Here is a 12,828-nt window from a genome sequence, read left to right on the forward strand (position 1 = left end):
GTTTTGATGTGTTATTGCGGTGTTAATTGGCCAATGCCTTGCTGACGACTTCCATCACGTCATTCGACAAACTGGCCTGGCCGGCGACTTTTTCCAGCGCATCGCGCATGTGGCTTTGCAGCGCGGGTACGTAACGGCGCCAGCGGTCCATGGAACGCGCCAGGCGCGCGGCCACTTGCGGGTTCAGGGCGTCGAGCGCGATGACTTGCTCGGCCCAGAAGGCGTAGCCGCTGCCGTCCGCCGCATGGAACTGCGATGGATTGCCGTTGGTAAAATTGAAGATCAGGCTACGCGCGCGATTCGGATTTTTCAAGGTGAACGCCGTATGCGTCATCAACTGGCGCACGGCCTGCACATCGGTCGTTGGCGCGGCCGCCTGCATGGCAAACCACTTGTCGACCACCAGCGCTTCGTTCTCGAAGTCGGCATAGAAACTGGCCAGCGCCGCCTGTGCGTGTGCAGTAGAACCCGAATGGATCAGGGCCGCCAGCGCAGCCGCGCGGTCCGTCATGTTACCGGCGCTGTCGAACTGCTGCTGCGCCAGCGCCAGTTCAGCAGTGCCTGGTGCGATCAGCAGGTAGGACAGGGCCAGGTTTTTCAGCGCCCGCTTGCCGGCCGACAGGGCGTCGGGGCTGTACTCACCCGGCGTCTGGTTGGCATGGTACTGCGCCAGCAGTTCCGGTTTTAGCGCCGCCGCGATGGTTGTGCGCATGAATTGGCGCGCCGCATGGATCGCTTGCGGGTCGACTTGCGCCATGCGCTCGGCGATGATGGTTTCCGACGGCAGGATCAGGGCCAGCTCGCGGAAGGCAGGATCGAGCGTTTCGTCGGCCAGCAGGGCACGCTGCGCTTCGATGAAGGTGTCGTCCAGCGCCAAGGTCTCTCCGGCGGCGACGGCGCCAGTGAGTTTCAGCAGGCGCTCCATGGCCAGGCGCTGGCCCGCCTCCCATCGGTTGACGGGGTCGCTGTCGTGACGGAACAGGTGCAGCAGTTGCGCATCGGTATAGTCGTATTCCAGCACCACGGGCGCGGAAAAGTCGCGCAGCAGCGATGGCACGGGCACTTCCCCCACCTGCGTGAAGCGGAAGGTTTGCGACGCTTCGGTCAGCTCCAGCACGACGCTGGTGGCGCCGTTCGACGCCACGCCATCGATCTGCAGCGGCAGGTCGCGCCCATCCGCGCCCAGCAAGCCGACCGTGACGGGAATATGGAATGGCAGTTTTTTCGGCTGGCCCGGCGTGGCGGGGCAGCTTTGCGCCAGGGTCAGCTCGAACGTCTGGCTGGCCACGTCGTAGCGCGTGGATGCCTTGACGACGGGCGTGCCGGCCTGGCTGTACCAACGTTCGAATTGCGTAAAATCGCGGCCGTTCGCGTCCGCCATGGCGGCGCGGAAGTCGTCGCACTGCACGGCCTGGCCATCATGGCGCTCGAAGTACAGGTCCATGCCCTTGCGGAAGCCGTCGCGGCCCACCAGGGTCTGGACCATGCGCACCACTTCAGCGCCTTTTTCGTAGATCGTGACGGTATAAAAGTTATTGATCTCGACGAAGGAGTCGGGACGCACGGGATGCGCCATCGGGCCTGCGTCTTCGGGGAACTGCGCCTGGCGCAGGGTGCGCACCTGGTCGATGCGCGTGACGGCGCGGCCCGTGTCCGTGCCTATCATGTCGGCCGAGAATTCCTGGTCGCGGAACACCGTCAAGCCTTCTTTCAGCGACAACTGGAACCAGTCGCGGCAGGTCACGCGGTTGCCAGTCCAGTTATGGAAGTACTCGTGGCCCACCACCGCTTCGATGCCCGCGTAATCGACGTCGGTCGCCACGCGCGAATTGGCCAGCACATACTTGGTATTGAAAATGTTCAAACCCTTGTTTTCCATGGCGCCCATGTTGAAGTCACCCACGGCGACAATCATGAAGCGGTCCAGGTCCAGCTCCAGGCCGAAGCGTTCCTCGTCCCAGCGGATCGAGTTTTTCAGCGACTGCATGGCGTAGTCGGTTTTATCCAGGTTGCCCTCTTCCACCCACACTTGCAGCAATACTTCGCGGCCCGACTTCAGGGTGTAGCGCTCTTCCTGGCACACCAGGCGCGCCGCCACCAGGGCAAACAGGTAAGACGGCTTCTTGAACGGGTCTTCCCACTTGGCGTAATGGCGGCCATCGCCCAGGTCGCCCTCTTCGATCAGGTTGCCGTTCGACAACAGCACCGGATACTTGTCCTTGTCGGCGCGCAGCATGACGGTGTACTTGGCCATCACGTCCGGGCGGTCCGGGAAGAAGGTGATGCGGCGGAAGCCTTCCGCTTCGCACTGCGTGAAGAAGTTATGGTTCGACACATACAGGCCGGACAGCGAGGTATTGTCCTGCGGGGCCAGCACGGTCTCGATATCGAGCAGCACCTCGTCCGGTGCCTTGGGAATGGTCAACATGCCGGCCGTCAACTTGTACTGCGACGGTTTCAGCAGCTTGCCGTTCAGGCGCACTTGCACCAGTTCGATGTGTTCGCCGTGCAACTCGATGCTGCGGCTGGTGCTGGCCGGGTTGTGGCGCATGCGGATCCGGCTCGCCACCACTGTGCGGGCGGGATCAAGATCGAAACCAAGTTCGACGCTGTCAACCAGGAAGCTGGGCGGCGTGTAATCTTTGCGGTAAATCGTCTGAGGGCTGTCTGTGCGCATAGGGATTTGGGTGGGAGCGGAGGCAAAAGCCTATTTTACCAACACCAGCCCCCCGATAGTCGCGATTCAGGTCAGGAATGTCAGATTCCCTTACACGCCGACATACCAGGTAACATTCTGTAATAATGCATGGAAACAAATAGAACTATTCTTATAATACTAAGCGATGAATTGCGTCTACTATCAGGAGATCATGCAATGAAACGATATCTCACCATCATGATGGCCGCATTGACCGTGTTGCTGACCGGATGCGCCACCACCGTACGCAGCGATGTGACCGTCTTCCATGAATGGCCTGCGCAATTGCAGGACAAATCGTATGTCTTTGAAGCGCCAGTGGCGGAAAACGATACGCTGGAATACCGCAACTACCAGAACCTGGTGCGCGCGGAACTGGCAAAACACGGCTTCGGCGAAGCTTCAGGCCCTGCGGCAGCCAATTTGCGCGTGGCGATGAATTTTTCGACAGTCGACTATCCTGAGCGCGTGCTGCAAGCATCCGATCCATTCTGGTATGGCCCCGGCTACTGGCCTGGCCGCTACGGCTATCGCTACGGCGCGTGGCCAGGCTATGGCCGCTTTGGCTATAACCCCTACTGGTATGGCCCGATGGAAGTGGAAGAAAGCGTGCGCCATCAATACGAACGCGAATTGCGCGTGACGATCAATGACCGCAGCGGCAAGAAACTGTACGACGTGACCGTGCAATCGACCAGCAACAAGCGCGCCACCTCGCAAGTGATGCCAGCCATGGTGGCCAGCGCCTTTGCCGACTTCCCCGGCCAGAGCGGCGTGCCCCGTAAAGTGGAAGTCAAGGTAGAATAATTACGTGGCAATACAAAAAACCGGCTTGTGCAGCAATGCGCAAGCCGGTTTTTTTTCACTTAAGAATAATATGCCTCGGCGGCGAAGGTGAGCACGCCGATCAGGGCCACTGCCAGCAGCAGCACAATCAGCAGGCGGCCGAACTTCGGCGTGCCGTCATGGGCGCCGCTCATGGCACGATGATGGTCGAGCCGGTGGTCTTGCGCCCTTCCAGGTCCGTATGCGCCTGGGCGATATTGGCCAGGCTGTAGCGCTGATTGATCTCGATTTTGACTTCGCCGCTGCTGACGACGCCGAACAGCGAGGCAGCCATCTCTTCCAGGTTCACGCGGTTGGAGGCATAGCTGAACAGAGCGGGGCGCGTGATGAAGAGCGAACCGCGCGAGGCCAGCTCGGACAGGGTAAACGCCGGCACGGGGCCGGAGGCATTGCCGAAGCTGACCATCATGCCCAGCGGCGCCAGGCAGTCGAGCGAGCCCGTAAACGTGTCCTTGCCGATGGAATCGTAGACGACAGAAACGCCCTTGCCGCCGGTGATCTCGCGCACGCGTTCGACGAAGTTTTCCGTGTTGTAGTTGATGACATGGGCCGCGCCATGCGCCTTGGCCAGCGCCGCCTTTTCATCGGAGCCGGCCGTGCCGATCAGGTTCACGCCCAGCACCTTGGCCCACTGGCAGGCGATCAGGCCCACGCCGCCCGCGGCCGCGTGAAACAGGATGGTATCGCCCGCCTTCAGGGCCACCGTGCGGTGGAACAGGTATTGCACCGTCAAGCCTTGCAGCATCATGGCGGCGGCCGTATCGAAACCGATGCGCTCGGGCAGCGCCAGCAGCAGGGCCGCCGGCAAGTTGCGCTGCTGCGCATACGCGCCATTGATGCGCGCCGCGTAGGCCACGCGATCGCCCACCTTGACTTCCGTGACACCCTCGCCCACCGCCTCGACGATGCCCGCGCCCTCGACACCGAGGCCATTGGGCAGCGGCTGCGGATACAGCCCCGTGCGGAAATACACATCGATGAAATTGAGGCCGATCGCCTCGTGTTTCACGCGCGCCTCGCCGGGACCTGGCGGCGGCAGCTCCACATCCACATATTCCATCACTTCCGGGCCGCCCACGCGCTTTACACGGATGGCTTTGGTGGTAATCGTTGCGCTCACAATATGCTCCTTGAAGAAGAATCGGGAAAAACGTCAGGCGGCCGCGCGGGCCAGCGCCTGCAGCTGCGACAGCACCAGGTGCGCCGACGACAGATTCGTCGCGCACGCCACGTTGTGCACGTCGCAGGCGCGCACCAGGGCGTTGATGTCTGGCTCGTGCGGCTGCGGCGTCATCGGGTCGCGCAGGAAGATCACGCAATCGATCAAGCCTTCCACCAGCAGGGAGCCGATCTGCAAGTCGCCGCCGAACGGGCCGGAATGCTTGCGCTCCACTTGCAAGCCCAGCTCGTTGATCAGGCGGCCGCCCGTGGTGCCCGTGGCCGACAGTTCGCAGCCCTTGAGAAAGTCCAAGTATTCGCCCGCCAGGGTAATCATGTCATCTTTTTTCTTATCGTGGGCAATCAGGGCGATGCGTGTTTTCATGGTGAAGACCATTTCAGTGGGTGGAGGAATTATTTCTTTTTCGACAGCAAGTAAATACCGGCCAATACCAGGCTGGTGCCAGCCAGTTGCCAGTTGGTGATCGGTTCATCGAGGATCATGGCGCCCAGGAACAGGGTCGACACGGGACCGATCATGCCCGCCTGCGAGGCAACGGGTGCGCCGATGCGCTCGACGGCGATCATCGTCATGAAGACGGGCATCACCGTGCAAAAAATGCCATTCAATAAAGACAAGCCATACACGGGCATGGGCTGAATCAGCAGCTCGACGGGGCGCAGGATGAAGAATTGGGCGATGCAGGCAAAGCTGGCCACGCACATCGCGTAGGAAACCAGCCGCATCGAGCCGATGCGTTTCACCAGTTCGCCAGAGCCCAGCAGATACACGGCATACGAACAGGCCGAACCCAACACGAGAGTCGAACCGAGCGCCACATTGCTGGCGCCGCCCTGCAAGTCGTGCACGAAGACCAGCACGATGCCGCAATACGAGGTGAACAAGGCCATCCATTGCAGGCGGCTGATGCGCTGCTTGAAGTACACGGTGGTAATCAGGAGCACGAAAGTGGGCGTGAGGAACAAAATCAGACGTTCCAGTCCCACGGAAATGTATTGCAAGCCCAGGAAGTCCAGATAGCTGGACAGGTAATAGCCAACCAGGCCCAGCCCGACCAGGCGCCAGCGGTCGCTGGTCGACAGCGGCGGCTCCGTGCGCATCTGCCACCAGGCGATGACGGCGAAAACGGGCAGCGAGAAAATCATCCTGAAGGCGATCAGGGTGACGGCATCGATCTGGTAGCGGTACAGCAGCTTGGCGACGATGGCCTTGGTGGAAAACAGCACCGCCCCGCCCACGGCGATGGCCAGGCCACCGAGGTAGACGGAACGGGGAATCGATGCAGGGGTTGCTTGCGGGGAACTGGAGCTCATGCCCAGATTGTAAGGCAAAAGCCGGGGTCAGACCCCCACAAGCGACAGCACAAGCCTCTGAGTTAGCGGCATTGAGGGTCTGACCCCAGCAGTTACGCCACCACCACCGCCGCCGCACCCGCCGCCACCGTGGCCGTCGTCACCCTGGCAATCACGTTCGCAGGCGCCGCCGTGCCGATCAGTTTATTCACCTGCTTGAACTGCGCTACCAGCTTGCCTGGCGTCAAGGTCACCACCGTGTAGCCTTGCGCATCCGTATTCAGATGCTTGATCCACGGATTGTTGCCCAGGCCAGACAATTGCTGCGCCAGGCCCAGCAGGGTCGTGCTGAAGTCAGTGCTCGCTTTCAAGCCCGCCTGCACGGCCGCCAGCGTAGCGTCCAGCTGCGCTTCCGGCACGCCCTTGGCGGCCAGCGCGCCGCGCAGCTGCACGCGCAACTGCTCCAGCAGGCTGTCGACGGTGGGCGCGGCCTTGCCCATGGTGTAGTCGAGCAGGTTGATGTCGAGATTGACCGTGCCCAGGCCCGTGACGGGAATGGCCAGCGGATAGCTGACGAGGGTGCCGATATCGCCCATCGTGCCGGCGGCAGACTTCAGGTAGCTGAAGAAGGAATCGGAGCTGACACCCGCCGACACCAGGTCCACCATGACGGGCGTGCCGCCGCCGGCAGCGTCGAAGTCGTCGCTGACGGTGCCGGCAAAGAAGGAATGGATATCGCCCGTAATCGCCACCACGTTGCTGATGGCATTCGTCTTCAGGTGCGCCATCAGATTCTTGCGCTCGCTGTTGTAACCATCCCACTGGTCGCAATTGAGCAGGAAGCGCGTAAAGAATGGCGTCAGCGCCGCCTGCTGGCCGGAAGCGGCGACAAAGGCCGATGCGGCGCCCTTGGCCTGCACATCGGGCTTGATCCAGCCGAAGGCGATCACTTGCGCCGCGGCTGCCGGCGAGCCGCTGTTGTAGGCGGCTACCGTGATGCCGGCCTGGGCCGCGCTCAAGCCGGCGCCCACGGCTGCGGCGCCCTGCGCGCCGGCGTTCGCTGCGGCGCCAGCAATCGCCATGGCCGCCGTTTGCGCCACGGTCGTCGATGCGCCCGCCGTCGAGGCGGCCACGATGGCGCAGGCCAGCGGCACGCTGCCGCCCACCAAAGGCAGGGTACTGGCAATGGCCTTGCCCACGTTCGACATGGCGCTCAGGGCCAGCAGGGTGGCTATCGCATCCGTGCCGTTCAGGCCCATGCGCAGCAGCGATACTTCATTGCCCCACAGCTTCCAGGTGGACGTAGCCGCCTTCATCTTGCCCTTCCACCAGTCGCGCTGCGTGCTGCCCAGCATGCCGACGGCGGCCAGCGGGTCGGCGCCGGCCTTGGTGGCGGCGGCCATTTTCTGCCCTTCCACGCTGTCGAACAGCGCTTGCGGCACCAGGTAGCGGCTGCCGATGCTGCCCAGCGGCTTGCCCGTGGCGGGATTGATGGTCGACTCGGCGATCGCGTGGTCGGCACGGTACAGGCGCTCGTCCGTCATCACCAGCTGCATCAGCTTGCCGAACTGGAAATCGCGGTAAATCTGGATATTCTGGAACGTTGTCGCGGCGGCATCGAACGTGACGTCGGCCGGCATGTATTCGAACCAGGCCTGGTTGGCGCTGCGCCGGCGTGCCGGCTGGTGCAAATCGCTGCCGTCCGTCGCCACGATGCCCTCATAGGTGGAAGCGTCCTGCCAGGCGTCGTCTGTGAATTCGTGGTCGTCCCAGATGGCGATGAAGGCGAAGCGCTCGTGCACGGCTTGCAAGCGCGTATCGGTGCGGTATTTCTTGTACAGGTAGCGGTAGTCGGCCACCGTGGTCGCGTACTTGGCGCCGGCGTTGCCACTCTTGTACGTGCCGTCCGGCAGGATCAAGCGGTCGTGGCGGCTTTCCACGGCGCCGCTCTGGAAGGCCTCGCCCACCGTTTCATAGATGTAGTCGCCCAGGTGGACGATGAAGTCGAGCGACTCGTTGGCGGCGATGTGCGACAGCGCGCCCCAGTGGTTGATGCTCCAGTCCTGGCACGTCAGGTAGGCGAACTGCAGCTGCGATACGTCGGCCGTGGCGGCGGGCGCCGTCTTGAAGCGGCCCACGTTCGAGCGCACGTCGCCGGCGATGAACTGGTAAAAATACACCTGGCCCGGCTGCAAGCCCGTCACCTTGTGCCGCAGGGTATTGTCGAAATCGGCTTTCAAGGGCAACTTGGCGTCGACGATGGGGGTGCCGGCCAGGGCCGTGTTGCTGCCCAGGGCGGCCGTATTGTCGGTGGCGCTGACGATCAGGCGCACGGCCACGTCCGACTTGCCGGCCACGGCGAGGGCGACGGCGTCAAAACTGGCGGGCACGACGCGTGTCCACAGCATGGCGCTGTCGGCGCGCGGATCGCCCGAGGCCACGCTTTGCGGGAATTTCCAGTCGCTGCCCGAAGCGAGCGGCACGCCAGGATCGCTGTAATCGGTACTGCCGCAGGCGGCGAGGCCGACAGTGGCGACAGAGACAGTTATAAAACCGCCCAGTCTCAGAAATTGCCGTCTATCCATTTGACTTGCCATGATGTCGCGCCCTTAATCTTGATTATTGGAGTGATGGGATGATGCATAACATGAAAGCGCATCACTTTAACAACAAAATGTGTCGGCTTGATGACGGGGCCATGCCGCTTCACAGGGGGGCAATATGCTAAAATGTCGGCCACAATTGAACACCTCGTCTAAGGAAGATTCGACATGGCAGGACATAGCAAATGGGCCAATATCAAGCATAAAAAGGCTGCCACCGATGCCAAGCGCGGCAAAATCTGGACGCGCCTGATCAAGGAAATCACGGTCGCGGCCCGCATGGGTGGCGCCGACGCCATCACCAATCCGCGCCTGCGCCTGGCGGTCGACAAGGCGGCTGACGCGAACATGCCGAAAGACAACGTCCAGCGCGCGATCAACCGCGGCAGCGGCGGCGTCGATGGCGCCAACTACGAAGAAGTGCGCTACGAAGGCTACGGCGTGGGCGGCGCGGCCGTCATCGTCGAATGCATGACCGACAACAAGGTGCGCACGGTGGCCGAAGTGCGCAACGCCTTCAACAAAAATGGCGGCAACATGGGCAACGAAGGCTCCGTCGCCTTCATGTTCCAGCACTGCGGCCAGTTGCTGTTCGCGCCGGGCACGGATGAAGACAAGCTGATGGAAGCGGCGCTGGAAGCGGGCGCAGACGACGTCATCGCCGACGAGGAAGGCGGCTTCGAAGTGCTGACCCCCGTGCACGATTTCGCCACCGTCAAGGAAGCGCTGGAAGCAGCCGGATTCAAGGCCGAAGTGGCCGAAGTCATCATGAAACCGGCGACGGAAACCGTGTACGCGGGCGACGACGCCATCAAGATGCAAAAGCTGATCGATGCGCTGGAGCTGCTGGACGACGTCCAGGAAGTCTTCACCAACGCATTAATAGAGAATTAATCTAGAGAATTAATCACTCTGCACACAAGGGCGGCACCGCCGCCCTGCAACCCACACTGAACGAACGGTCCCTATGAAAATTCTGGTAGTCGGCTCTGGCGGCCGCGAACACGCCCTGGCCTGGAAACTGGCCCAGTCCGAACGCATACAGATGGTGTATGTCGCGCCGGGCAATGGCGGCACCGCGCGCGATGCGCGCCTGGTCAATCTCGACATCAGCGACCCGCAATTGCTGGCCGACTTCGTTCAGCAGGAACACATCGGCCTCACGGTCGTCGGTCCGGAAGTGCCGCTGGCAGCGGGCATCGTCAACTTGTTCCGCTCGCGCGGCCTGAAAATCTTCGGCCCGACGAAAGAAGCGGCGCAGCTGGAATCGTCGAAAGACTTCGCCAAGGCCTTCATGCAGCGCCACGGCATCCCGACAGCCGCCTATCAGACGTTCTCCGACGTCGCGCCCGCGCATGCCTACGTCGACGCCATGGGCGCGCCCATCGTCATCAAGGCCGACGGCCTGGCCGCCGGCAAGGGCGTGGTCGTTGCCATGTCCCTGGAAGAAGCGCACCAGGCAGTCGACATGATGCTGTCCGATAACCAGTTCGGCGACGCCGGCGCGCGCATCGTCATCGAGGAATTCCTCGCCGGCGAAGAAGCCAGCTTTATCGTCATGTGCGACGGCAAGAACATCCTGCCACTGGCCACCAGCCAGGACCACAAGCGCCTGAAGGACCACGACCAGGGCCCGAACACGGGCGGCATGGGCGCGTATTCGCCGGCACCGATCGTCACGCCGGCCATGCATGCGCGCGTCATGCGTGAAATCATCGTACCAACCATCCAGGGCATGGCCAAGGACGGCATCACGTTTACGGGCTTCCTGTACGCAGGCCTGATGATCGACGACAAGGGCACGCCGAAGACATTGGAATTCAACTGCCGCATGGGCGACCCGGAAACGCAACCGATCATGACGCGCCTGAAAACCGACCTGGTGACCGTCATGGAGCACGCCGTCAACGGCACGCTAGACGCAGTGGAACTGGAATGGGACCGCCGCACGGCCGTTGGCGTCGTGATGGCTGCCGCCGGCTACCCGGACGATCCCGTCAAGGGCACGCCGATCGGCGACATCCCGGCCGAAACGGTCGACTCCGTCACCTTCCATGCGGGCACCCGCATCGAGGGCGAGCGCCTGGTCACCAACGGCGGCCGCGTGCTGTGCGTGGTGGGTCTGGGCGACAGCATCAAGATGGCGCAGAAGCAGGCGTATGAAACCGTGGAAAAAATCCATTTCGACGGCGCGCAGTACCGCCGCGACATCGGCTGGCGCGGCCTGAAGCACTAAGCACCAGGCACTAAGCACTCCCTTTGGCGGCAAACGGCGGGGCCGGCGCGGAATGTATCTGCCCCGGCCCCGTTTGCATAGGCGCGCCGGAAAAACGGGTCTTGCGCCAAGATTTTTCCTTCCTGATACAGTTGCAGCCCATGACAACCCACTCCCACCCTGCCCTCGCTCAGGTACACCAACTCGGCCTGATCACGGACGATGAACTCGACGACGCTATCGCGGAACTGGACATCATCACGCTGCAGCGCAACCATAATGCAGACGAAGACATCGACGTGCCGGAGCTGGCCGCTGACGCGGGGCTCGTCGATACCCTGGCATGGCTGCTGCTCACGGACCTGCTGCCACAGGACGGCTTCCTGCAGCGGGTGCGCGATCTGCCGCGCCAGCATGACGGCGCGGCCCTGCTCGAACGCCAGCAACTGGCCGCGGACGCGCTGCGCCAGGTCAACCGCCTGGCCATCGACACCCTGTACGACGAAGATGTGATCGACCAGTGGCAGCGCGACGCCGCCCACGCCAGCTTGCCAGGGGACCGTATCCTCGCCTCGCCCATCGCCGCCCTGCGCGACATGCTGCGGCAAGGCACCCTGTCGGCGCAGCAATTCGAGGCACTGCGCCTGCGCACCCGCCAGCGCGGCTCGGAACTGGCCCGCATCATCGTCGACGCTGCCGCACGCCATGCCCGCAGGGAACGCCCCGCATATGCGCGCCCAGGGATATGGGTGAGGGCCGCGCTGATACTGCTGCTACTGGCCTTTGCGGCCCGCGCCATCGTCTCCAGGCAGGCGCCCGCTCCCGCCGCAGCCCCCGCCGCCGAGCAAGGCGTCGAGCGGCGCGACCTGCAGCAGCGCGCCGCGCAGGCCGTGGAGAGTGCGCGCGTGCCCGGCGCCGGGGCGGACCTGTCCATCACCGTAGTGCAGGACGGCGCCACGCCGCCGGCGCGCTGAACCACAACACAAACGCACAGCACCAGCGCCGCGCTATCACAAAAACGCGTAACAGGGTACAATCCGTCCTTACTTTTTTATTTCGGCCTCGTCGGCCCACGCGATGTCGTCAACTCCCTCTCCTTCGGCCGTCAAGGCTTATTTGCTCGATTTGCAAAGCCGTATCGTGCAGGCGCTCGAAGCGCAGGACGGCAAGCCTTTCCTGACCGATGTCTGGCAACGCCCCGAGGGCGGCGGCGGCATTTCGCGGCTGATCGAGGAAGGCAATGTGTTCGAGCGGGGCGGCGTGAATTTTTCGCACGTCACCGGCGCCGCACTGCCGCCATCGGCAGCGGCCGCCCGCCCTGAGCTCGGTGGCAAGGCATGGGAAGCGATGGGCGTGTCGCTGGTGCTGCATCCGCGCAATCCGTATGCGCCCACGGTGCACATGAATGTGCGGTTTTTCAGCACCGTCAATGCCGCTGGCGAAGCCGTATGGTGGTTCGGTGGCGGCATGGATTTGACGCCGTATTATGGCGACGCGGGTGACGTGAAGCACTTTCACCAGGTGTGCCATGCTGCGCTGGCGCCGTTTGGCGCGGAACTGCATCCGAAGTTCAAGCAGTGGTGCGACGATTATTTCTACCTGAAGCACCGGCGCGAAGCACGCGGCGCCGGTGGCATCTTCTTCGACGACTTCAACGCCCTGGGCTTTGACGACAGTTTCGCGATGATGCGCAGCGCCGGCGACGCCTTCATTGACGCCTATGTGCCGATCCTGGCGCGGCGCAAGGACACGCCCTACGGCGAACGCGAACGCGATTTCCAGTGCTACCGGCGCGGACGCTATGTCGAGTTCAACCTGGTGTTCGACCGCGGCACCCTGTTCGGGCTGCAATCGGGCGGACGCACCGAGGCGATCCTGATGTCGATGCCGCCCGTGGTCAAGTGGCGCTACGACTGGCATCCTGAGGCGGGCAGCCCCGAAGCGGCGTTGTATACTGACTTCCTCGTGCATCGCGACTGGCTGCAGGCGTGACC

General features: G+C 62.9%; 10 protein-coding genes. 5 read left to right on the top strand and 5 right to left on the bottom strand.

What is annotated here, in order from left to right; translation table 11 throughout:
* Positions 1-22 precede the first annotated feature (22 nt).
* The gene (gene pepN, locus ACQ4W0_RS07255; protein ID WP_436576138.1) at positions 23-2,677 is read right to left on the bottom strand and encodes an aminopeptidase N; all 2,655 of its coding nucleotides are present in this window, start codon (positions 2,675-2,677) and stop codon (positions 23-25) included.
* Positions 2,678-2,875: 198 nt separating this feature from the next.
* On the opposite strand from pepN, the gene ACQ4W0_RS07260 reads away from it, so the two are divergent.
* Positions 2,876-3,505 (top strand): DUF4136 domain-containing protein, encoded by a 630-nt coding sequence (locus ACQ4W0_RS07260; protein WP_436576139.1) that lies wholly within the window; start codon positions 2,876-2,878, stop codon positions 3,503-3,505.
* Positions 3,506-3,674: 169 nt separating this feature from the next.
* Here ACQ4W0_RS07260 and ACQ4W0_RS07265 read toward each other — a convergent pair whose 3' ends face one another.
* The 4 genes from ACQ4W0_RS07265 to ACQ4W0_RS07280 form a co-directional block, all read right to left on the bottom strand.
* Positions 3,675-4,604, bottom strand: coding sequence for a quinone oxidoreductase family protein (locus ACQ4W0_RS07265; RefSeq protein ID WP_436576278.1), 930 nt, complete (start codon positions 4,602-4,604; stop codon positions 3,675-3,677).
* Between the two features lie 93 nt (positions 4,605-4,697).
* The gene (locus ACQ4W0_RS07270; RefSeq protein WP_102122069.1) at positions 4,698-5,087 is read right to left on the bottom strand and encodes a methylglyoxal synthase; all 390 of its coding nucleotides are present in this window, start codon (positions 5,085-5,087) and stop codon (positions 4,698-4,700) included.
* A gap of 29 nt (positions 5,088-5,116) precedes the next feature.
* On the bottom strand, positions 5,117-6,037 hold the full coding sequence (locus ACQ4W0_RS07275; RefSeq protein WP_436576140.1) for a DMT family transporter: 921 nt from the start codon (positions 6,035-6,037) through the stop codon (positions 5,117-5,119).
* A 92-nt stretch (positions 6,038-6,129) separates the two neighbouring features.
* On the bottom strand, positions 6,130-8,601 hold the full coding sequence (locus tag ACQ4W0_RS07280) for an alkaline phosphatase D family protein (RefSeq protein ID WP_436576141.1): 2,472 nt from the start codon (positions 8,599-8,601) through the stop codon (positions 6,130-6,132).
* 186 nt (positions 8,602-8,787) lie between these two features.
* Between ACQ4W0_RS07280 and ACQ4W0_RS07285 the strand changes: the two genes are divergently transcribed.
* From ACQ4W0_RS07285 to hemF, 4 genes are all read left to right on the top strand, one after another.
* Positions 8,788-9,513 (top strand): YebC/PmpR family DNA-binding transcriptional regulator, encoded by a 726-nt coding sequence (locus ACQ4W0_RS07285; protein ID WP_010401062.1) that lies wholly within the window; start codon positions 8,788-8,790, stop codon positions 9,511-9,513.
* A 73-nt stretch (positions 9,514-9,586) separates the two neighbouring features.
* Positions 9,587-10,855 (top strand): phosphoribosylamine--glycine ligase, encoded by a 1,269-nt coding sequence (gene purD / locus ACQ4W0_RS07290; protein ID WP_436576142.1) that lies wholly within the window; start codon positions 9,587-9,589, stop codon positions 10,853-10,855.
* A 140-nt stretch (positions 10,856-10,995) separates the two neighbouring features.
* A complete protein-coding gene (locus ACQ4W0_RS07295; protein ID WP_436576143.1) occupies positions 10,996-11,808 on the top strand; it encodes a hypothetical protein in 813 nt (270 codons plus the stop codon).
* A 103-nt stretch (positions 11,809-11,911) separates the two neighbouring features.
* Positions 11,912-12,826 (top strand): oxygen-dependent coproporphyrinogen oxidase, encoded by a 915-nt coding sequence (hemF, locus tag ACQ4W0_RS07300; protein WP_436576144.1) that lies wholly within the window; start codon positions 11,912-11,914, stop codon positions 12,824-12,826.
* Positions 12,827-12,828 lie beyond the last annotated feature (2 nt).

The organism is Janthinobacterium breve, assembly GCF_051380895.1.
Taxonomy (GTDB): Bacteria; Pseudomonadota; Gammaproteobacteria; order Burkholderiales; family Burkholderiaceae_D; genus Janthinobacterium.

Excerpts from the sequence above, each read along its gene's own strand:
- pepN (WP_436576138.1), bottom strand. The coding sequence starts at position 2,677 with ATGCGCACAGACAGCCCTCAGACGATTTACCGCAAAGATTACACGCCG.
- ACQ4W0_RS07260 (WP_436576139.1), top strand. The coding sequence starts at position 2,876 with ATGAAACGATATCTCACCATCATGATGGCCGCATTGACCGTGTTGCTG.
- ACQ4W0_RS07265 (WP_436576278.1), bottom strand. The coding sequence starts at position 4,604 with ATGGAATATGTGGATGTGGAGCTGCCGCCGCCAGGTCCCGGCGAGGCG.
- ACQ4W0_RS07270 (WP_102122069.1), bottom strand. The coding sequence starts at position 5,087 with ATGAAAACACGCATCGCCCTGATTGCCCACGATAAGAAAAAAGATGAC.
- ACQ4W0_RS07275 (WP_436576140.1), bottom strand. The coding sequence starts at position 6,037 with ATGAGCTCCAGTTCCCCGCAAGCAACCCCTGCATCGATTCCCCGTTCC.
- ACQ4W0_RS07280 (WP_436576141.1), bottom strand. The coding sequence starts at position 8,601 with ATGGATAGACGGCAATTTCTGAGACTGGGCGGTTTTATAACTGTCTCT.
- ACQ4W0_RS07285 (WP_010401062.1), top strand. The coding sequence starts at position 8,788 with ATGGCAGGACATAGCAAATGGGCCAATATCAAGCATAAAAAGGCTGCC.
- purD (WP_436576142.1), top strand. The coding sequence starts at position 9,587 with ATGAAAATTCTGGTAGTCGGCTCTGGCGGCCGCGAACACGCCCTGGCC.
- ACQ4W0_RS07295 (WP_436576143.1), top strand. The coding sequence starts at position 10,996 with ATGACAACCCACTCCCACCCTGCCCTCGCTCAGGTACACCAACTCGGC.
- hemF (WP_436576144.1), top strand. The coding sequence starts at position 11,912 with ATGTCGTCAACTCCCTCTCCTTCGGCCGTCAAGGCTTATTTGCTCGAT.